The organism is Kutzneria viridogrisea DSM 43870 (genome assembly GCF_000525635.1).
Lineage (GTDB): Bacteria > Actinomycetota > Actinomycetes > Mycobacteriales > Pseudonocardiaceae > Kutzneria > Kutzneria viridogrisea.
In genome coordinates this window covers 6,864,143-6,885,305 of record NZ_CP007155.1, presented here as the reverse complement: position 1 = coordinate 6,885,305, position 21,163 = coordinate 6,864,143, and the positions used below count along the sequence as shown (strand labels likewise).

General features: G+C 70.9%; 16 protein-coding genes. 14 read left to right on the top strand and 2 right to left on the bottom strand.

The genetic code is table 11. The features are described from left to right. The first annotated feature begins 156 nt into the window (after nucleotides 1-156). From KALB_RS30235 to KALB_RS30190, 10 genes are all read left to right on the top strand, one after another. On the top strand, nucleotides 157-945 hold the full coding sequence (locus KALB_RS30235; RefSeq protein WP_025359423.1) for a thioesterase II family protein: 789 nt from the start codon (nucleotides 157-159) through the stop codon (nucleotides 943-945). After that, on the top strand, nucleotides 942-4,646 hold the full coding sequence (locus KALB_RS30230) for an SDR family NAD(P)-dependent oxidoreductase (RefSeq protein WP_025359422.1): 3,705 nt from the start codon (nucleotides 942-944) through the stop codon (nucleotides 4,644-4,646). Before KALB_RS30235 ends, KALB_RS30230 begins: the two co-directional genes overlap by 4 nt. A gap of 15 nt (nucleotides 4,647-4,661) precedes the next feature. Further along, nucleotides 4,662-4,880 carry an MbtH family protein gene (locus tag KALB_RS30225; RefSeq protein WP_025359421.1) on the top strand — a complete coding sequence of 73 codons (219 nt, stop codon included), beginning with the start codon at nucleotides 4,662-4,664 and terminating at the stop codon, nucleotides 4,878-4,880. Between the two features lie 81 nt (nucleotides 4,881-4,961). Continuing rightward, a complete protein-coding gene (locus tag KALB_RS30220) occupies nucleotides 4,962-8,147 on the top strand; it encodes a non-ribosomal peptide synthetase (RefSeq protein WP_025359420.1) in 3,186 nt (1,061 codons plus the stop codon). Nucleotide 8,148: 1 nt separating this feature from the next. Beyond that, on the top strand, nucleotides 8,149-9,126 hold the full coding sequence (locus KALB_RS30215; protein WP_025359419.1) for a TauD/TfdA family dioxygenase: 978 nt from the start codon (nucleotides 8,149-8,151) through the stop codon (nucleotides 9,124-9,126). Between the two features lie 32 nt (nucleotides 9,127-9,158). Further along, nucleotides 9,159-10,184, top strand: a complete 1,026-nt coding sequence (sbnB, locus tag KALB_RS30210; protein WP_025359418.1) for a 2,3-diaminopropionate biosynthesis protein SbnB — start codon at nucleotides 9,159-9,161, stop codon at nucleotides 10,182-10,184. A 10-nt stretch (nucleotides 10,185-10,194) separates the two neighbouring features. Further along, a complete protein-coding gene (gene sbnA, locus KALB_RS30205; protein WP_025359417.1) occupies nucleotides 10,195-11,178 on the top strand; it encodes a 2,3-diaminopropionate biosynthesis protein SbnA in 984 nt (327 codons plus the stop codon). Next, entirely contained in the window at nucleotides 11,175-12,110 is a 936-nt protein-coding gene (locus KALB_RS30200) for a daunorubicin resistance protein DrrA family ABC transporter ATP-binding protein (protein ID WP_025359416.1), read from the top strand. The genes sbnA and KALB_RS30200 overlap by 4 nt, the downstream gene beginning before the upstream one ends. After that, nucleotides 12,107-12,916: an ABC transporter permease gene (locus KALB_RS30195; protein WP_025359415.1), complete on the top strand. Its 810-nt coding sequence runs from the start codon at nucleotides 12,107-12,109 to the stop codon at nucleotides 12,914-12,916. The genes KALB_RS30200 and KALB_RS30195 overlap by 4 nt, the downstream gene beginning before the upstream one ends. A gap of 400 nt (nucleotides 12,917-13,316) precedes the next feature. Continuing rightward, complete coding sequence (locus tag KALB_RS30190) at nucleotides 13,317-15,356, top strand: AfsR/SARP family transcriptional regulator (protein ID WP_158510845.1); 2,040 nt, start codon at nucleotides 13,317-13,319, stop codon at nucleotides 15,354-15,356. On the opposite strand, the gene KALB_RS30185 is transcribed toward KALB_RS30190, so the two are convergent. Both KALB_RS30185 and KALB_RS30180 read right to left on the bottom strand, forming a co-directional pair. Beyond that, on the bottom strand, nucleotides 15,337-16,707 hold the full coding sequence (locus KALB_RS30185) for a glycoside hydrolase family 30 beta sandwich domain-containing protein (RefSeq protein WP_081789602.1): 1,371 nt from the start codon (nucleotides 16,705-16,707) through the stop codon (nucleotides 15,337-15,339). The two genes, KALB_RS30190 and KALB_RS30185, sit on opposite strands and share 20 nt — an antisense overlap. A 166-nt stretch (nucleotides 16,708-16,873) precedes the next feature. Continuing rightward, the gene (locus KALB_RS30180) at nucleotides 16,874-17,239 is read right to left on the bottom strand and encodes a PIN domain-containing protein (RefSeq protein WP_025359412.1); all 366 of its coding nucleotides are present in this window, start codon (nucleotides 17,237-17,239) and stop codon (nucleotides 16,874-16,876) included. Between the two features lie 259 nt (nucleotides 17,240-17,498). On the opposite strand from KALB_RS30180, the gene KALB_RS30175 reads away from it, so the two are divergent. The 4 genes from KALB_RS30175 to KALB_RS30160 all read left to right on the top strand — a co-directional run bounded on the left by KALB_RS30175 (nucleotide 17,499) and on the right by KALB_RS30160 (nucleotide 21,111). Beyond that, on the top strand, nucleotides 17,499-18,380 hold the full coding sequence (locus tag KALB_RS30175; protein WP_042220953.1) for a 2OG-Fe(II)-dependent halogenase WelO5 family protein: 882 nt from the start codon (nucleotides 17,499-17,501) through the stop codon (nucleotides 18,378-18,380). A 204-nt stretch (nucleotides 18,381-18,584) separates the two neighbouring features. Continuing rightward, nucleotides 18,585-18,956 (top strand): nuclear transport factor 2 family protein, encoded by a 372-nt coding sequence (locus KALB_RS30170; RefSeq protein WP_042222709.1) that lies wholly within the window; start codon nucleotides 18,585-18,587, stop codon nucleotides 18,954-18,956. A 32-nt stretch (nucleotides 18,957-18,988) separates the two neighbouring features. Continuing rightward, on the top strand, nucleotides 18,989-19,951 hold the full coding sequence (locus KALB_RS30165) for a TauD/TfdA family dioxygenase (RefSeq protein WP_051912920.1): 963 nt from the start codon (nucleotides 18,989-18,991) through the stop codon (nucleotides 19,949-19,951). A gap of 44 nt (nucleotides 19,952-19,995) precedes the next feature. Further along, on the top strand, nucleotides 19,996-21,111 hold the full coding sequence (locus KALB_RS30160) for a hypothetical protein (RefSeq protein ID WP_025359409.1): 1,116 nt from the start codon (nucleotides 19,996-19,998) through the stop codon (nucleotides 21,109-21,111). Nucleotides 21,112-21,163: the final 52 nt, after the last annotated feature.

Genomic DNA, 21,163 nt, shown 5'->3' with positions numbered 1-21,163 from the left:
CCAGTGCCATGAAAGTGCCGTTCCTGGCGTTCAACGCCAGGAACGGCACTTTCATGGCGTCAGGGGGCGGGATGGGCGAACGATATCGGGGGGATAAGGCGACTCTTTAGGGTCTACAGACACGAAAACCACTAGCTCACAAGGTGGTCCGGGCAAATGCTGGATTCCGACAGGTTCGTCGTCGAGTCGCCGTACGTGCGCAGGGCACGGCGGTCGCAGTGGCGTCACAGGCTGATCTGCTTCCCCTACGCGGGCGCGGGTGCGGCGGGGTTCGCCGACTGGCCGCAGTGGCTGCCAGCGGACGTGGAGCTGATCGCGGTCCAGCTGCCGGGCCGCGAGGACCGCATCCGCGAGAAGCCGCTGACCACGATGAGCGCGCTGGTGCGCACGGTGGCGCTGGCGCTGCGCCCCTACCTACAGGGCCAGTTCGCGTTCTTCGGCCACAGCGTGGGCGCGGTCATGGCCTACGAGCTGGCCAGGGCGTTGCGGGACAAGCGGGGCGTGCAGCCCGCGCACCTGCTGCTGTCCGGGCACGTCGCCCCGGACCACCCCGTGTCGCTCAAGCGGTTGCACGACCTGCCGGAGCCGGAGTTCCGCGAGGCGCTGCGGGAACTGGGCGGCACGGCGGGGTCCGTTGTGGACGACGAGAACCTGATGGGCCTGCTGCTGCCCGCGCTGCGCGCCGACTTCACGCTGGGCGAGACCTACCGCTACGCGCCGGGCGAGCCGCTGTCGGCGCCGATCACGGTGTTCGGCGGCGACCGCGACGAGCGCGCCCCGCTGGACGGCCTGGCCGCGTGGCGGCGGCACACCACCGGTCCCTTCGCTGAGCACGTGTTCGCCGGGGGCCACTTCTACCTCAACGAGTCCGGTGCGGAGCTGGCCGAGGCCATCGGTTCGGCCCTCGGTCAACAAACACTGCGCCAGGAGGTGCGGATCCCATGAGTACAGGCAACGAGGCCGTGCTGGAGGACCTGCTCGCCGCGGTCCGCGCCCAGCCGGGGGTGACCGAGGCGGCGGCGGTGGTGCGGCGTGAGGCGCGCGCCGAGCGGACGCGGGTCGCGAAGCGGGCCGAGGAGGCTGCCCCGCGGCGCACGAACGACCACGAGGGCCTGCCGCTGGCGGAGGCGTTCGGCGGGGAGTACGTGCCGCGTGCCGGGGATCCGGCCACGTTGCAGGAAGCGCTGAAGCTCGCGGCGGAGTTGGCCCCGGACAAGGGGATCACCTACGTCACGGCGAGCGGGGACGAGGAGTTCCAGAGCTACCCGCGGTTGCTGGCCGAGGCGCAGCGGGGGTTGACGGGCCTGCGCGGGCTCGGGCTGCGGCCGGGTGACCCGGTGCTGTTCCAGTTCGCGGACAACAGGAACTTCCTCGTCACGTTCTGGGCCTGCGTGCTGGGCGGCTACCTGCCGACCCCGGTGGGCACCCCGCTGGGCTTCGACCGGGACAACGCCGTCACGCGCAAGCTGTTCAACTCCTGGGAGTTGCTGGACCGCCCGCTGATCCTCACCGACCAGCGGCTGCTGGCCGCCGCGCGCGGCCTGTCGGTGCTGTGGGACGTCGAGGACCTGCGCATCGAGGCCCTGGAGCCGCTGCTGGCCGAGTCCGAGTCCACCGACTGGTTCCCGGCCACCCCGGACGACCCGGCCCTGCACCTGCTCACCTCGGGCAGCACCGGCATCCCCAAGTGCGTGCGGCACGCGCACCGCAGCATCGTGGCCCGCAGCGTGGGCCACGCCATCGCCAACGGGTTCACCAGCCAGGACGTGTCCCTGAACTGGATGCCGCTGGACCACGTCGGCGGCATCGTGATGTACAACGTGTTCTCGGTGGTGCTACGCCGCCAGCACGTCAACGCCGAGATCGAGGCCTTCCTGGCCGACCCGATGATCTGGATGGACTGGGTGCACCGGTTCCGGGTCACCGACACCTGGGCGCCCAACTTCGCCTTCTCCCTGTTCAACGAGCACGCCGACAAGGCAGCCGACCGCACCTGGGACCTGAGCTGCCTGCGGTACATCCTCAACGGCGGCGAGGCGGTGGTCAGCCGGACCGCACAGCGCTTCGGCCAGGTCCTGCGCGAGCACGGGCTGCCCGCGGACGCCATGCGGCCCGCCTACGGCATGTCGGAGACCTCCTCGGGCATCGTGTCCTCCGCACTGTCCTCTGTGGACGACACGGCGGGCACGCTGTGCTTCGCCCAGGACTCGATGTCGGGGCGGCTGCGCGAGGCCGAGCGCGGCGCCCAGGACTCGGTGACCTTCACCGAGGTCGGCGGCCCGCAGCCGGGCGTGCGGCTGCGCATCGTGGACCACGAGGACCGGGTGCTGCCCGAGGACCACATCGGGCGGTTGCAGGTGACCGGTCCGACGATCATGACCGGGTACCACCGCAACGAGGCCGCCAACGCGGCGGCGTTCACCGCGGACGGCTGGTTCAGCACCGGGGACCTGGCCTTCCTGCACAACGGCCGGCTGACGATCACCGGCCGGGAGAACGATCTGATCATCATCCAGGGCGCGAACTTCCTCAGCTACGACATCGAGTCCATCGTGGAGCAGGTGCCGGGCACGGAGGTCACCTTCGTGGCGGCCTGCGCCTACGCCGAGTCCGAGGGGGACACCGACAAGCTGGTGGTCTTCTTCGTGCCCAGCTCGGAGTTCGCCGCCGACCAGCGGGCCACCGTCGCGGAGATCAAGGCCCGGCTGTCGCGGGAGATCGGCCTCCAGCCGCACCACGCCATCCCGGTGCCGCGCGAGGTGTTCCCGAAGACCGCCAGCGGCAAGATCCAGCGCTCCCAGCTGGTCAAGGACCTGCGCAACGGCGCGTTCGACGAGGTGCTGAGCGAGATCGAGGGCGCCCCGGAGCCGGAGGGCGCGCTGCCGAACTGGTTCTTCGACAGGGCCTGGCTGCCCGCCGAGCAGGAGGCGCGGGCCGAGCTGCCCACCGGGCCCTGGCTGCTGCTGGCGCCCGACGGAGCGCAGATCCCCGCCGAGGACAACGTGATCATCGTGCGGCAGCACGAGTTCGACGGGGACTACCTGACGCTGGTCGAGCGGCACAAGCCCAGCGTGGTGCTGCACGGTTTCGGCCTGGCGCGCGGCGAGGGGCCCGTGGCCGACCAGCTGCACACGGGCGTCTACTCGGTGCGTGGCGCACTGCAAGCGCTTGCGGGCAGCCAGGTGCAGCTGCTCGTGCTGACCCAGGGCGGCTCCTGGGCGCGCGAAGGGGACCGCGTCGACGTGGCCAAGGCCGCGCTGCCGGGCCTGATCCGCACTGCCGCCGCCGAACGGGTGCTGCCGGTGGTGCGCCAGATCGACGTGGACGGCGGTGACCTGCTGGCGGTGGTCCGCGCGGAACTGGCCGCACGCGGGCAGAACGACCTGGTGTCCTATCGGGACTGTCAGCGGCTCGTGCCGAGGCTGCGGCCGGTGGCCGTGGGCGACGACCTGCCGCCGAACGTGCGGGTCGGTGGCCTGTACCTGCTGACCGGCGGCCTGGGCGGCATCGGCTACGAGGTGGCGCAGTACCTGCTCGCCGCCTACCAGGCCAAGTTGCTGCTCGTGGGCCGCTCCGAGGTCGGCCCGGAGGACGAGCGGCTGGCGGACCTCCAGGCGCTGGGCGAGGTCGAGTACCGGTCGCTGGACGTGGCCGACTCGGCGGCGCTGGCGGCCGCGGTGACCGAGGCGGAGCGGGCACACGGGCCACTGACCGGAGTGCTGCACCTGGCCAGCGCGGACGTGTCCGGCCAGTGGAGCGAGCTGGAGCAGCACACCGTCGCCCGCGAACCGCTCAGCGCGTTCAGCGGGATCTACCAGGCCAAGGTGTTCGGCACGCTGGCGCTGGCCGAGCTGCTGGAGGACCGGCCCGAGGCCGTGCTGGTGCTGTTCTCCTCGGTGAACGGGGATTTCGGCGGCAGCTCCTTCGGCGCCTACTCCTCGGCCAACAGCTTCCTCAACGGGTTCGCCGACCACTGGGGCCGCGAGCGCGGGCGCCCGGTGCGCTGCCTGGCCTGGAGCATGTGGGCCGGGGTCGGCATGAACCAGGGCAGCCCGACCGCTGCCGCCGCCTCACGCGGGTTCCGCGCGATCACCGACGAGCAGGGCCTGGAGTCGCTGCTGTTCGCGCTGGCCACCGAGCACGTGCACCTGCTGATCGGGCTGGACGGCCGCAACGAGCACATCGTGCGCGAGCTGGCGCCCGAGCAGTTGCGCAACAGCGAGATCGTGCTCGCCCACACCGGGCCGGAGATCGACCCCGCCGCACTGTCCGAAGTGGTCCGTCGCAGCCCGCTGCCCGTGCGGATCCTTGCCGTGCGGGAGATCCCGCGCGATGCCGAGGGCGGCGTGGACCAGGCGCGGCTGCTCGCCGCGGCGGCGGTGGACCGGCCCAGCGGCGGTCACCGGCACGTGGAACCGGCCACCGAGCTGGAGCGCAAGCTCGCCGAGCTGTGGGCGGAAGTGCTGGGCCAGCAGCGGATCGGCCGCGAGGACCGGTTCTTCGACCTGGGCGGCAGCTCGCTGCGGGCGGCCCAGTTGATCGCCAGGACCAACAGCGCGCTGGGCACCAGGTTGCTGGTGCACCAGCTCTACGAGCACCCCACCATCGGCGAGCTCGCCCCGGTGCTCGCCAAGGAACTGAACTAGCCCGAGAGGTGTGACATGACCAACCCCTTCGAGAACAACGACGGCCGCTACCTGGTGCTGGTCAACGAGGAGGGTCAGCACTCCCTGTGGCCGTCCTTCGTGGACGTGCCCGCGGGCTGGACCCAGGTGCACGGCGAGGAGTCCCGGCAGTCCTGCCTGGACTACATCGAGCAGAACTGGACCGACATGCGGCCCAAGAGCCTGATCGAGCAGATGGACGCCGCCTCGGCCTGACGAGGCCACCCCGAACGACCCGAGCTGAGCGAAGAACCGTTGCCAGCACACCGATCTCAGAAGTGAACAGGAGCGACCCCGATGGCTACCGGCCATGAGTTCTGGCAGGGCGTGCTCGCCGCTGGCGGGTACACCGCCGTGCCGAGGTGGGTGCTGGGCGATCCCGCCGTCGGGGTTGCCCAGCACGAGGAGAAGCTGTCCGAGCAGCTGTTGACCGCGCTGCGCGAGCGGACCTCGCTGAGCACGGCCCTGCTCTCCGCGCACGTCAAGGTGGTCGCCGCGCTGTCCGGTGAGCGGGAGGTCGTCACCGGCTACCGACCCGAGCAGGGCGGGCAGGCGCTGCCGTTCCGCGTCAGCACCGAGGTGCGGGGCTGGGGCGAGCTGCTGGCGCAGGTGCACGGGGTCGAGCAGGACGTGTTGCGGCACAGGGACTTCCCGATCGCGGCGAGCGGCCCGCTGTTCGAGACCGAGCTGGACCTCGCCGGTGGCGAGCCGGCCGGGCACTCCGTGTTCGCGGTCGGCCTGCGCGAGGACGTGCTGGTGCTGCGCTACCGCACCGAGGCGCTGGACGCCGACGCGGCGGAGCGGGTCGCGGGCTACCACGTGTCGGCCCTGGCGGCGCTGGTCGCCGGGGACTGGGAGGGTTCGCTGCTGTCCGAGCGGGAACTGGACTTCCAGCTCAACGGGCTGGCCGGTCCGCGCCGCGAGCTGCCGGACGCCCGCTTCCACGAGCTGTTCGAGCAGCGGGTCCGCGAGCACCCGGACACCGTGGCCGCCGTGCACGGGGACACCGAGTGGACCTACGCCGAGCTGAACCGCCGCGCCAACCGGATCGGCCGGGTGCTGCTGGCGCGCGGGCTGGCCCGCGAGGACGTGGTCGCGGTGGTGACCGAGCGCAACCTGGACTGGATGGCCTCGGTCCTGGCGATCTTCAAGGCCGGTGGCGCCTACCTGCCCATCGAGCCGCACTTCCCCGGCGACCGGATCGCGACCACGCTCAACCGCGCCGGGTGCAAGCTGGTCCTCACCGAGCGCGGCAGTACGTCCACTTTGGACCAGGCGCTGAACTCCCTGCCCGGGGCCCAGGTCGTGTTCCTGGACGCGGCCTACGCCGAGCAGCACCCCGACGGTGACCTCGGCCTCGCGGTGACCGAGGACCAGCTCGCCTACATCTACTTCACCTCCGGCTCCACCGGCGAGCCCAAGGGCGCCATGTGCGAGCAGGCGGGCATGCTCAACCACCTGTACGCCAAGATCGACGACCTGGGCGTGGCACCGGGCACGGTGGTGGCGCAGACCGCCCCGCAGTGCTTCGACATCTCCCTGTGGCAGCTGGTGTCCGCCCTGCTGGTCGGCGGTCGCACGCTGATCGTGGAGCAGGAGGTGATCCTGGACGTCGCGCGGTTCGTGGACCGGATCGCCGGCGGCGGGGTGCACGTCCTCCAGGTGGTCCCCTCGTACCTGGAGGTCGTGCTCTCCTACCTGGAGGAGCACTCCCGCGAACTGCCCGCGCTGCGCTGCGTGTCGGTGACCGGGGAGGCGCTGAAGAAGGAGCTGACCCAGCGCTGGTTCTCGATGACCAGCGGCATCAAGCTGGCCAACGCCTACGGGCTGACCGAGACCTCGGACGACACCAACCACGAGGTGATGGACCGGGTGCCCGAGCGGGAGCGCGTGCCGCTGGGCCCGGCGGTCAACAACGTGCACGTGTACGTGGTGGACGAGCGGCTCAACCCGGTGCCGCTGGGCGCCCCCGGCGAGATCGTGTTCTCCGGGGTCTGCGTGGGCCGGGGCTACGTCAACGACCCGGAGCGGACGAAGGCGGCCTTCCTGGCCGACCCGCACAAGCCGGGGGAGCGACTCTACCGCAGCGGGGACCACGGCCGCTGGCTGCCCGAGGGCAAGCTGGAGTTCCTGGGCCGCCGCGACAGCCAGGTGAAGATCCGCGGCTTCCGCATCGAGATCGGCGAGATCGAGAACAAGCTGCTGCTGGTGCCCGGGGTCCGCGACGGGGCGGTGGTCGTGGCCGAGCGGGCCGACCACAGCAAGCACCTGGTGGCCTTCTACGCGGGCCCGCAGGAGATCCCGGTGGAGCTGCTGCGCACGCGACTGGGCGAGTCCCTGCCGGAGTACATGGTGCCCACGGCCTTCCACCACCGCGAGGCCCTGCCGCTGACGGCCAACAGCAAGGTCGACAAGAAGGCGCTGACCAGGCTGGCCGGTGAGCTGGCCGAGGTCGAGGGCGAGTACCTGGCCCCGAGCACGCCCACCGAGCAGCGGCTGGCCGCGGCCTGGTCCAAGGTGCTTGGCGTGCCCGCCGAGCAGATCGGCCGCGCCGACCACTTCTTCGACCGCGGCGGCACCTCCCTGTCGGCGGTCAAGCTGGCCATCGCGCTGGAGCGGGCCGTCTCGCTCAAGGACATCACCCGCCAGCCGGTGCTGGCCGACCTGGCCGCCCTGCTGGACGGCATCGCCCGCGAACAGGGCGGGCTGCTGCAACAACTGTCCGAATCGGACGGTGCGGCGGGCACGCTGGTGTGCTTCCCCTACGCGGGCGGCAACGCGGTGAACTTCCAGCCGCTGGCCAAGGCCCTGCAGGGCAGCGGTCTTGGCGTGTACGCGGTGGAGCTGCCCGGGCACGACCTGGCCGCCGAGCGCGAGCCCTTCGCGCCGATGAGCCAGGTGGTGGACCAGGTGGTCGGCGAGATCACCCAGCGCGGGCTGCGCGACCTGGTGCTGTGGGGTCACTCCTCGGGCACCGCGTTCGCCCTGCACACCGCCCGCGAGCTGGAGCGGCGCGGGGTCACCGTGCGCGGCGTGCTGCTGGGCGCGCAGCTGCTCGGCGAGGCCGCCCAGCGCCGTGCCACGGTGGCCGAGCTGACCGCCCGCACCGACGCGGAGATCGCCGCCCGGCTCAGCTCCGACAGCGCCTACACCGAGCTCGGTGAGCTGGACAGCCAGCGCGCCGAGCACGTGGGCGCCGCCTACCGGCACGACTGCGTGACGGCGCACCGCTACTTCGCCGAGGCCATCGACACCCCGCCGGCCAGGCTGGCGGCCCCGGTGACCGCCGTGCTCGCCGCCGACGACCCGGCCACCGAGGGCTTCGCCGAGCGGCACGCCGACTGGCGGCTGTTCGCCGACCGCGTGGCGCTGCACGAGCTGCCCGAGGGCGGTCACTACTTCCTGCGCACCCGGCCCGAGGCAGCGGCCGATGCCGTGCTGCGCGCGGCGGAGCTGCTCACGTCCAACAGAAAGGCTCAGTGAGATGTCCACCCAGCTCGATGTGGCGGTGCGGCCCGGCAGCCCGCCGGTGGTGTCGGCCGAAGGCGAGGCCGCGGCCTGGGCCGAGGCACACCGCGAGGCCCTGCACGCCGTTGTCGCCGAGCACGGTTCGGTCCTGGTGCGCGGGCTCGGCCTGCGCGACGCGGACCAGGTCGCTGCCCTCTACCAGCGGCTGACCGGTTCGCTGATGGCCGAGAAGGAGGCGTTCGCCCCGCGCTGGACGTACTCCGAGGGCGTCTACTCCTCCTCGAAGTGGCCGCCGAACCAGCCGATGTGCATGCACCACGAGCTCAGCTACACGCTGGAGTTCCCGCGCCTGATGCTGTTCGCCTGCCTGACCGCGCCCGCCCAGGGCGGGGCGACCGCGGTGGCCGACGCGCCCACCGTGCTCGACGCGCTGCCCGCCGACCTGGTGGCCCGCTTCGAGCAGGAGGGCTGGCTGCTCACCCGCAACTACAACGACGAGATCGGGGTGCCCTACGCCGAGGCGTTCGGCACCGAGGACAAGTCCGTGGTGGAGCAGTACTGCCGGGACAACGCCATCGAGTTCGAGTGGCAGGCCGACGGCGGGCTGCGCACCCGGCAGCGCCGCAGCGCCATCGTGCGCCACCCGGTGACCGGCCAGCGCTGCTGGTTCAACCAGATCGCGTTCCTCAACGAGTGGACGATGGCCCCCGAGGTGCGCGAGTACCTGGTGGACGTCTACGGGGTGGAGGCGCTGCCCTTCAACACCCGTTTCGGCAACGGCGACCCGATCGGCGAGGACGTCGTGCAGCTGCTGAACAAGGTCTACGAGGCCAACACCGCGCGGGAGCCCTGGCAGGCGGGCGACCTGATGCTCGTGGACAACATCCGCACCGCGCACAGCCGGGAGCCCTACGAGGGCGCCCGCGAGGTGCTGGTCGGCATGGGCGACCCGGTGCGGCTCGCCGACTGCTCGCCGACCGTCAACGCCGGGTGACCCCCGCCCCTCCCACCACCACGGAGCACACGATGCCGGACACGCCCACCTTCGCCGTCATTCCCGGCGGCCAGGTCCAGGACACCTTGCGCGGCAAGGAGAAGCTGGTCGTCGACCTGGTCGCCCGCACCTACCAGGTGCACGGTGCCGGTGACTCGGTCAACCCGCCCTCCTACTTCCTGCGCTTCCCCGACCGCCCCAGCTCGCGCATCATCGCGCTGCCCGCCTCCATCGGCGGGGACGTCCAGGTGGACGGGCTGAAGTGGATCTCCAGCTTCCCGGAGAACGTGCAGGCGGGTCTGCCGCGCGCCTCCGCGGTGCTGATCCTCAACGACCCGGCGACCGGCTACCCGTTCGCCTGCCTGGAGAGCTCGATCATCAGCGCCTGCCGCACGGCGGCCTCCGCCGCGCTGGCCGCCGACGTGCTCAGCCGCGACCGGGGCCGTCCCGCCCGCGTGGGCTTCGTCGGCACCGGCCTGATCGCCCGCTACATCCACCAGTTCCTGGCTGGTACCGGCTGGTCCTTCGACCAGTTGGGCGTGTTCGACCTGTCGGCCGACAGCGCGGCGGGCTTCCGCGGCTACCTGGAGTCGGCGGGCACCACCGGTGAGATCACCGTGCACGACAGCGCGGAGTCGTTGATCCGGGGCAGCGACCTGGTCGTGTTCGCCACCGTCTCCGGTGAGCCGCACGTGCACGACCCGGCTTGGTTCGAGCACAACCCGCTGGTGCTGCACGTGTCCCTGCGCGACCTGTCGCCGGAGATCATCCTGGCCTCGACCAACGTGGTCGACGACGTGGAGCACTGCCTGAAGGCCAACACCTCCCCGCACCTGGCCGAGCAGCGGACCGGCAACCGGGACTTCCTGGACGGCACCCTGGCCCAGGTCATGTCCGGCGAGGTGACCGTGCCCGCGGACAGGCCGGTGGTCTTCTCCCCGTTCGGCCTTGGCGTGCTGGACCTGGCCGTGGGCAAGTACGTCTACGACGAGATCACCCGCGACGGTGGGCTGAACGTGGTCGAGGACTTCTTCCACGAACTGCGCCGCTACGGCTGAGGGGGCACGCGTGCCAGTCATCACCGCTCCCCAGGACTTCAACACCGACGACCTGTACGTGGACCTGAAGCCGGTCTTCGAGCGCGCGCTGTACCTCAAGTGCGAGGGCTTCAACTTCGCCGGTTCGATCAAGCTCAAGGCGGCGGCCGAGATGGTCGCCGCCGCCGAGCGCAGCGGTGCGCTGCAACCGGGTTCGGTGCTGGTGGAGTCCTCCTCGGGCAACCTGGGCGTGGCCCTGGCCATGATCGCGGCCAGCAAGGGCTACGGCTTCCTGTGCGTCACCGACTCGCGCTGCAACCTGTCCACCCGGCGGCTGATGGAGGCGCTGGGCAGCCAGGTGCACATCATCAGCGAGCCCGACGCCACCGGCGGCTTCCTGGGCGCCCGCATCGGCTACGTGCAGGCGCTGTGCGCGGCCGATGACCGGTACGTGTGGCTCAACCAGTACCGCAACCCGAACAACTGGCGGGCGCACCACCGCAGGACCGCGCCCGCCATCGCCAGGGCCTTCCCCAAGCTGGACGTGCTGTTCGTCGGGGCGGGCACCACCGGCACCCTGATGGGCTGCGCCCGCTGGTTCCGCGAGTGGCACCGGCCGGTGCGCGTGGTCGCGGTGGACAGCGTGGGCTCGGTGACCTTCGGCGGCCCGCCCGGCCGCCGCATGATCCCCGGCCTGGGCACCAGCGTGCGGCCCGCCCTGCTGGAGGAGTCCTATGTGGACGAGGTCGTGCTGGTGGAGGAGGCGGACACGATCCGCGCCTGCCACCGGCTGGCCCGCCGCGGCTTCCTGTTCGGCGGCTCCACCGGCACGGTGGTCAGCGGGGCCATGTCCTGGCTGGCCGAGCACGGCCACGAGCGGCTCACCTCGGTGGCCATCGCCCCCGACCTGGGCGAGCGCTACCTGGACACGGTCTACCAGAGCAACTGGCTGCACGACCTGTACGGGGAGGACGTGCTCGGTGCCGAGCAGCTGACCACCGGGCGGACCCGGTGATCCGCTCCGAGGGCCTGGTCAAGCGCTTCGGCGCGGCCACCGCCGTGAACGGGGTCGACCTGGAGGTGCCCACCGGCACGGTGCTCGGCCTGCTCGGCCCGAACGGGGCGGGCAAGACCACCACGGTGCGCATGCTCACCACGCTGGTCCGCCCCGACGGCGGGCGGGCCAGCGTGCACGGGTTCGACGTGGTGCGCGAGCCGCACCAGGTGCGCAGCCTGATCGGGCTCACCGGCCAGTACGCCACCGTGGACGAGGGCATCTCCGGCCGGGAGAACCTGTACCTGATCGGCCGGCTGCTCGACCTGTCCCGCAAGGGCGCCCGGCAGCGCGCCGAGCAGCTGCTGGAGCGGTTCGACCTGGTCGCCGCCGGTGGGCGCCAGGTGCGAACCTATTCCGGCGGCATGCGGCGGCGGCTGGACCTGGCCGCCAGCCTGGTGGGCGAGCCCGCGGTGCTGTTCCTGGACGAGCCGACCACCGGGCTGGACCCGCGCAGCCGCAACGGCCTGTGGGACGAGGTGCGCGCGCTGGTGGCCAACGGGGCCACCGTGCTGCTCACCACGCAGTACATGGAGGAGGCCGAGGCGCTGGCCGACCGCGTGGTGGTGATCGACGGCGGCCGGGTGGTCGCCGCCGGTTTCACGGAGGAGCTGCGCGCCAGGGTCGGCGGCCAGGTGCTGCACGTGCGGCCCGCCCGGGTGCACGACGTGCCCTCGGTGGCGCGGGTGCTGGCCTACGCGGGGCTGGGCGTTGCCGCGGTCGATGCCGGGGACGAGCTGGTGCGCCTGCCCGTGTCCGGACCGGACGCGCTGACCACCGCGGTCAGTGCGCTGGGCCGCTCGGGGCTGTCCATCGCCTCGGTGGACACCAGGGTGCCCAGCCTGGACGAGGTGTTCCTGACCCTCACCGGAACCGAGCGGAGTGGATCATGACCACGGTGGTGCAGGCCCCAGTGGGCCCGGTGCGGGCCCGGATCGGCCCGCGTGCGGTGCTGCGGCACTCGCTGGCCATCACCCGGCGCAACCTGGTGCAGGTCCGCAACGACCCCGGCCAGCTGCTGGACGCCACGCTGATGCCGATGATCTTCACCTTGATCTTCGTCTACGTGTTCGGCGGGGCGATCGCCACCGACCAGCACTCCTACCTGCAGTACCTGATGCCCGGCATCATGGTGCAGACCCTGGCATTCGCCTCGCGGGCCACCGGCATCGGGCTGAGCACCGACTTCGGCAACGGCCTGATGGACCGGTTCCGCGCGCTGCCCATCGCGCGCTCGGCCGTGCTCACCGGTCGGGTGCTGGCCGACCTGTGCCGCCTGCTGCTTGGCCAGCTGGTGATGCTGGTCTTCGCGCTGGTCATCGGCTTCCGGGTGCAGACCGGCCCGTTGGAGGTGCTCGGCGCCCTGCTGGTGCTGGTGCTCTACGGGTTCGCGCTGTGCTGGGTCTCGGCCTTCATCGGGCTGGTGGTGCGCAGCCCGCAGACCGTGCAGACCGTGGGCTTCCTGTGGACCATCCCGTTGCAGTTCGGCAGCTCGATGTTCGTGCCCACCGCCACCATGCCCGGCTGGCTGCGCGCGTTCTCCTCGGTCAACCCCACCACGCTGGTCACCGATACCTGTCGCGCCCTGTTGAACGGCGGGCCGGTTGTGACCAATCTCGCGGGTGCGCTGGGCTGGTCACTCGGCTTGGTGCTCGTGTTCGTCCCGCTCTCGGTCTGGCACTACAGGCGCCGCACGTGAAGTGAATTCCGTGTTCGGGCGTGTCGCATATCTCCCGGTCATTTCGTCTCGTTATCGAAATCCTTTTCACAGGCTGTGACCTCGCCGCTAGCAGGGGCTCCCAGGCCCGTCAACCCAGGTGCAGCAACATGCACGAGGTATCTCAGTCACAGCAGGTGTGTGGCGGCGAACGTTCGGTGACGTTTCCTGTGTATTAACAGGGGGGCCGGGCGTGACCATTGTGAGTCGTGGTTGACTTCGTTCACCGGTGGAACCGTCACGACGAGTGGGGACTCGAAGGGGAAACCGGAACGAGGCGTTTACCGATTCATTCCGTGGACCGGCTGGGGGGTCGATGGACTTGTTGTACTTCCGTGTGCTCGGACCGCTTGAGGTCCGGTTGGGCGAGCGTCGTGTCTCGGTGGGGGGACCACGGCAGCGCGCGATCCTGGCCATGCTGGCGCTGGCACCGGGACGGGTCGTCCCGGTGGACGCGCTGGTGGAGGCCGTGTGGCAGGGCCGCCCGCCCGCCACCGCGCGAACCCAGGTGGCGATCTGCGTCGCCGGGCTGCGCAAGACCTTCAAGGAGCACGGCGTGGACGAGGAGGTGATCAGCACCTCCCCGCCCGGCTACCTGCTGCGCGCCGAGGGGCACCGGGTGGACGCGGTGGAGTTCGCCGAGGCCGTGGAGAGTGCGACGACCGCCGCCGCGGCCGGTGAGGTGGCCGAGGCCGCCTGGCGGCTGGACACCGCGCTGAAACTGTGGCGCGGGGCCGCGCTGGCGGGCATCTCCGGCCACGCCGTGGAGATCGAGGCGGCCCGGCTGGAGGAACAGCGGCTGACCGCCTACGAGCAGCAGGCCGCCCTGCGCCTGGAACTGGGCCAGCACCGCGACCTGGTCGGCGAGCTGAGCACCCTCGTGCGCGAGCACCCGCTGCGCGAGCAGGCCAGGGCCCAGCTGATGCTGGCCCAGTACCGGTCCGGGCTGCGGGCCGAGGCGCTGTCCACCTTCCTGGAGGGCAGACGGCTGTCCATCGAGGAGTTCGGCCTGGAACTGGGCCCGGTGCTGCGCGAGATGCACGCCGCGATCCTGCGGGACGACCCCGCGCTCACCAGGCAGCCGCGGGCCAGGGCCGTGGTGCCCGCGCAACTGCCCGGCGAGGTGTACGGCTTCACCGGGCGTGAGCCCGAGGTGCGCGCGCTGGACCGGCTGCTCGACGCGGCGCCGGGCACGCCCACCACGGCACTGATCACCGGGGGCACCGGCCTTGGCAAGACCGGGCTCGCCGTGCACTGGGCGCGGCGGGCGGCCGGGCACTACCCCGACGGGCAGCTGTTCGCGGACCTGGACAGCCCGGTGGCCGAGGTGCTCAGCGGCTTCCTGCGCGCACTGGGCGTGCCCGAGGACCGCGTGCCCGCCGAGACCGCGGAGCGCTCCGCCCTGCTGCGCAGCACGCTCAAGGGTCGCAAGGTGTTGCTGGTACTGGACAACGCGAGCTCCTTCGAGCAGATCAGCCCGCTGCTGCCGGGAAGTTCGGGCTGCTGCGTGCTGGTCACCAGCCGCGTCCAGCTCTACGGGCTGCTCGGCCAGCACCACGCACTGCACCTGCGACTGGACCGGCTGGCCGAACCCGACGCGGTCCGCCTGCTCGGCGCCGTGGCCGGTCCGGCCCGCGTGGCCGCCGACCCCGGGCACGCCCGCAGGCTCGCCCGCCTGTGCGACCGCACCCCGCTGGCCCTGCGCATCGCGGGCGCCCGGCTGGCCGCCAAGCCGCACTGGACCGTGCGGCACCTGGCGGACCGGCTCACCGAGGACAGCCGCCGACTGGACGAGCTGAGCACCGGCGAGTTGGACCTGCGCGCGGGTTTCGCCGCGAGCTGCCGTGCCCTGACCGAGGCGGAATCGGTGCTGCTGCGCCGGTTGAGCCTGCTCGCGGTGCCCGACGTGTCCGCATGGGTGGGCGCCGCGCTGCTGGACACCGGCCTGACCCGTGCCGAGAAGCTGATGGAGCGGTTGGTGGACCGCCAGCTGTTGCAGGTCGTCGGCACCTACGCGCGCGGCGGGGTCCGGTACCGGGTTCCCGAGCTGCTTCGCTTGTACGCCAAGGAGTTGTGCGAGCGCCACGACTCCGAGGCCGAACGCGAGGCGGCCTGCGCGCGGGCCTACTCCGGCTGGCTGGCCCTGGCGCTGGCCGCGCTGCACCGGGAGCGGCTGCCCGAGGTCGGCTGGTCCCCGGAGCCCGAGCAGCTCGCCGAGCTGGTGCGCGACCCGCAGCTGTGGTTCGAGCTGGAGCGGGTGCCGATCTTCTCGGTGATCCACCAGGCGGAGCTGGCCGGGCTGGCCCCGATCGCCGAGGCGCTGGCGGCGGTGGCCCTGCCCCAGTTCGTGGGCGACGTACCGGAGCAGCCAGCCCCGGCACGCGATCGCCGCACAGGGTTGATCACCACGGGCGCACGATGACCGCCGTCAACGAGTTCGCGGGCAGGGTGCGGGTCGTGGCCACCGGCCCCGGCTCGCGCCTGCTCAGCACCGAGCTGGCCGCGGTGCTGAGCACGGTGGCGCCGGGCAGCAGGCGGGGCAGGTCCAGCCGGACCTGGTGCGCCGCGGTCTGATCCTTGTTGATCAGCACCACGGCGATGCTGCCGTCGGGTCGGCGCACCGCGTGCGCGTCCACGCCGGTGCTGCTGGAACTGGTCGCCAGCAGGTCGCTGCACGGCTGTGCGGCCTCGGTGAGCAACTGCATGCCGTAGTACGGGGCGAAAGGCTTGCTGCTGCTGGAAAGCAGGCCCAGGTCCGCGGTGTCGCTGCCACCGTTGTGCAGGGCCCACCAGTTCACCGACTCCACCCCGCTCTCGAACTGGGTGAGCACGTCATCGGCCAGGTACAGCGCGTTCTGCTCGCTGATCTGCGCCGCGGCGGGCCAGGTCGCGGAGTTCGTCTCGCCCACGACGATCTTCGTGGCCCTGCCCGCGGTCTGGTCCACCAGCCCGCGCAGGGTGCTGATCACCGGCTTGATCAGGCCGATGCCCGCGAAGAAGTCGCTCTGCTGGCCGAACGGGTAGGAGTGCACGTCGACGAAGTCCGCGGCCGAGCCGACCGTGGACAGCACGGTCTTGTCCCAGTCCCACAGCGCGGTGCCCTCTCGCGCGGGGATGACCTCCACACCGATCCGGATCGTGGGGTCCACCGCCTTCATCGCCCTGGCGTAGTCCAGCACCGCCCGCCCGTAGGCCGCGGGCGACTTGTCGGCGTGCGCGTCGGGTTCGACGTTGAACGGGTAGGTGTTCTGGATCCCGCCGTTGAGGTAGACCTCCTCGCCGACGATCCAGTCCCGCACTCCGTAGTGCTGGGTCCGGTTGGCGTAGCGCACCCAGTCGGCGGCCTCCTGGGCCGTGCCCGTGCCGTAGTTGACGTGCACGCTCGTGGTCGCACCGGAACGGCGGGCCACCTGCTCGAACTGGTCGAAACTGAAGTGCGACCCCAGCCCGGTGTAGTCCAGGCCGTGCGCCTTGTGCTCCTCGGCGAGCGGGTCGGGGGAGAGCGTGCCGTCCCTCCAGTGGAACAGGTCGCTCACCCCGCCCCCGTTGAACTCCAGGTTGCGGATGCCCGCCCGCCGGATCAGCCCCGGCACCTGGGGGTCCAGCAGGTGGTCGTTCCACAGCGGGGTGTTCGCCCCGATCGAGCCGATGTGGCCGGTCTTCTGGTCGGCGTGCACGGTGACGAGGTCGGGGCCGGCGGTGTCGGCCCGGGCCACACCCGCCAGCGCGCAGGACAGCACGAGGACCGTGCCGGTGACTGTGCTCATTCGCATGGCGCCCAGCCTGGTGCTGGTCCCGGGTGCGGCCGTGTGCCGTTCCGCCGAAGTCGCTCACGACGAATGTCATGGTGCCGGCCACCAACCCCGCGAGTCCCGCTCTGGGGAGCGCGAGTCCCGCCTGGGGGAGCGCGAGTCCCGCGCTGGGGAATGTGAGTCCCGCTCAGCGGATCGACTTGGGCCCGAGGACGTGCGCCCCCAACGCGGTGACCCTGGCTCGCAGTCCGCGATCGGCCGTGACCACGTAGGTCCGTCGCGGCGCGTGCTCCCGGACCAGGTCCACGATGCGGTCGTCACCTTCCCCCGGCGCGGCGATGACCCGCACCGTGGGCGAGCCCGCGACCCGGCTTGCCTTGCCCTCCACCACAAGCACCACCTCGACCGGCGCCCCCGTCTCGGGCAGCCCGCGCTCGGACAGGTCGGCGATGCGGTCGCGCAACCGCTCCGTCGCGGCGGCACGGTCCCGCCACCAGCCGTCGGGCACGGACCCGACCACGTTGGCCGCGTCGATCACCAGCAAGGGGTCCACGCCTGGCAGGGTAGCCCGACCGGGGAACGGGTTCACCGGTCACCGAAGGCGGGCCGGTTTGCTTGTCTCGTCCTGATTGTGATTCGCGTGGTGAAGTAATTGTTCCTCAGGTTTCGCGCGCCCTAGTTGACCGATGTTGCGATGTCAAGCGTTCGCATGGAACTACGTTCCGTCACTGGAGCGGTGTGGGGTGTCCCCCGAATGCCGTTCAACCCCGGGTTGACTCGCCTGAAGCACGTACGTAGCATCCAATTGCGAAATGTGGAACCATTTCCGCTGGGGGGTTGTGGTGACTGTTGATCAATGCAGCGCGCTCACAGGTCGTGTGGGTGGTGCTGAGTACTTCCGATTTCGCGAACATCATCATTTTCGGCCGGAGTCGATCATCGATGTGTTGCGTGGCCGGGTGGCCGGTGTGGTGTTCCGCGGCGTTGTTCCCGCGCGGACCTGCGCACTGCTGGCCGAGAGGTTCTGGGCGAGTCCGGCGCGCAGGGCGCGCGGCACGGACGCACCGGGCTACTACCTGGGGGCGTACCACTACCACAAGACCACCGAGGACTACCTCGCGGAGACCGCCGAGTTCCGCGGCGCGCTCGACGCCGTGCTCGACATGCCCGACGACCCGCTGACCAGGCTGAACCAGGGGTTGTCCGAGGCGCTGGCCGCCGAGGGGGTCCAGTTCAGGCTCGCCAGCCACGGGGGGCGCGAGGCGAGCCGGGCGATCATGCGGTCCTGGCACGGGCAGAGCGAGTACGCGCTGGCCCCGCACGAGGACCTGGGGCAGTGCACCGAACCCAAGCAGGCGGACTTCGAGATCCAGCGCGCCGCCGAGCACCAGATCGTGGCGCTGAACATGTGCCTGGACAACGGTGCTGGTGGCAGGCTCGCGGTGTGGAACATCCGGCCCGACGAGGCCAGCAGGCACCGGCTCGGGCTGCACTACACCGGCTCGCCCTACCCCCTGGACTCGCTGGCGGGGATCGAGGTGGCCTGGCTGGAGGTCCACCCCGGTGACGTGTACCTGTTCAACGGGGCGCACGTGCACGCCGTCGAACCGGAAACCAGTGTCGAAACCCGCAGAATCACTCTTTCCGGAATCCTCGGGTTCATTGACGAAAACACCGTGGTTTCCTGGACCTGATTGATTCTCGCTGTCGGCGTGGCCGTACTTGTCGCATGGACGGGATCGCGCGCGATCCCGGCTGCGTCGCTGACGCGCGCGCGTGCTGAACGCTACCCGTGAAATCGGCGCCCGTGTGCGCCCGGAATCACCGGTGCGGTAGTTCGGCGCGCCCGGAACACGATGCTCCGCTCGCCGCGGACACGATCTGTCGAGGTATCACCGATGACGCTGACCTCAAAACCGTTCACGCTGTCAATCGTTGTCAACAACTACTATCGCTGCATCGACCACGGCGATGTGCCCGCCGCCCTGTCCTGTTTCGCCGCGAACGCGGTGTACCGGCGGCCGGGCTACGAGGCCCTCACCGGCCTGGCCTCGATCGAGCAGTACTACCACCGCACCCGGATCATCGGCGCCGGGCGGCACACCATCGAATCGCTGATCGAGGGCGAGGACGAGGTGGCCGTGCGCGGCAGCCTCGTCGGGCGCTCCCGCGAGGGCCTGCCGCTGGACGTGCGGTTCGCGGACTTCTGGCGCTTCCGCGAACTGCTCGTGGTCGAGCGCAACACCTACTTCGACGCCGCCGCGGTCTGAGCACCGAGCCGACCCGTACCGAGGAGCCCACGATGACACTGCCCGCCGTTGGCAAGCAGTTGGAGACCGTCGCACCCGGTGGGCGGGGACCGGTGCTGTTGAGAGGACCGGGCCGCGGCGCCGAGTCCTTCGCCTGGCTGCGGGACAACCGCCAGGCCCTCGACGAACTGGTGAGCAGCCACGGCGGCGTGCTGCTGCGCGACTTCGGGTTCAGCTCCGTGTCGGACTTCAACAAGGCCGTGCAGCTGATCAGCCCCCAGCTGCTGGACTACGTCAACCGCTCCACCCCGCGCACCAAGCTGGGCGGCAAGCTCTACACCGCCACCGAGTACCCGGCGGACAAGAGCATCCCGATGCACAACGAGAGCTCCTACGCCGACGTGTGGCCGAGCAAGATCTTCTTCTACAGCGCCGTGGTCGCCGAGACCGGTGGTCACACCCCGGTCGCCGACAGCAGGCTGGTGTACCGGCGGATCGATCCCGAGGTGCGGCAGGCCTTCGAGCGCCTGGGCGTGCTCTACGTGCGCAACTACACCGCGGGCGTCGACCTGAGCTGGCAGGAGGTCTTCCAGACCGACCAGCGCGCGGCCGTGGAGCAGTTCTGCGCCGAGCACGGCATCCAGGCGAGCTGGGGCGGCGGAAGGCCGGAACTGACCACGCGGCAACGCTGTCAGGCCACGCTCGTGCACCCGTCCACATCGGACACGGTGTGGTTCAACCAGGCGCACCTGTTCCACCTGTCGGCGCTCGCGGTCGACGAGCAGCGCTCGCTGACCGACGAACTGGGGGTGGACAACGTGCCGCGCAATGCGTTCTATGGGGACGGGACCGCCATCGAGCTCGACGTGCTCGAGCACATCCGTTCCGCCTACGAGCAGGAGAAGGTCGTGTTCCCCTGGGAGCGCGGCGACATCATGCTGCTCGACAACCTCCTGTTCGCCCACGGCCGCACCCCGTTCACGGGGGCCCGCAAGGTCGTCGTGGCGATGGGATGACCTCGTCCACCGCACCCGTCTGCTCCTACTGAGGGGAACGCTCCATGACCAGCACCGGCCAGGTCGGCTCGCAGCAGCCCGTTGTGAACTCCTACAACGGGTGGGACCCGCTCGAGGAGGTCATCGTCGGCAACGCCTACGGCGCGGCCAAGGCGGGGTTCGAGCCGGCGTTCAACCCCTACCTGCGGGATCCGAGCGCGCGCACCCGCGAGGGCTACCCGCGCGCGGAGAAGGACATCGAGGCGGCGCAGGCGCAGCTGGACAACTTCGCGAAGGTCATGCGGGACCGGGGCATCACCGTGCACCGCCCGACCCGCACGGACTACTGGACCCCGGTCAAGACCCCGGACTTCGAGGTGAAGGGGCAGAACGCCAGCGCCTGCCCGCGCGACGTGCTGCTGGTGGTCGGTGACCAGATCATCGAGGCCACGATGGGCCAGCGGGTCCGGTTCTTCGAGTACCTGGCCTACCGCGAGCTGGTGAAGGACTACTTCAACCGTGGCGCGCGCTGGGTGGCCGCGCCCAAGCCCTCGATGTCCGATGCCATGTACACCAAGGACTACTCCACCATCGAGTTGCCCTTCGACGCCGACACCCACCCGGCGCTGACCGAGTTCGAGCCCTGCTTCGACGCGGCCAGCTTCTCCCGCATCGGCAGGGACATCTTCTACCAGCCCGACATCGTCACCAACGACTTCGGCGCCCGCTGGCTGGCCAGGCAGCTCGGTCCGGAGTTCCGCATCCACCGCGCCCGGTTCAAGGACCCGCACCCGCAGCACATCGACGCCACGATGGTGCCGCTGCGGCCCGGTCTGGTGATGATGAACCCGGAGCGCCCCGCCGTGGACGACACCGTGCGGCTGTTCAAGGACAACGGCTGGGAGATCGTGGACGCGGTGCCCTCGGTCACCGACACGATCCCGCGCCCCGACGAGGTCAGCAACTGGATCTCGATGAACATGTTCAACCTGGACGAGCAGACCATCATCTGCGAGGAGCAGGAAGAACCGATGATCAAGCTGCTGGAGACCCTCGGCTTCTCCGTGATCGCGCTGCCCTTCCGGGACGTCTACTCCTTCGGTGGCAGCTTCCACTGCTGCACCCTCGACGTCCGCCGCCGCGGCGGCCTGCGGTCCTACTTCCCCAAGCTGGACGGCTGAGTCCGACCCGATCCGCTGTGCCGAGTCCCCACGTCCCTGGGTGACGCCAGTC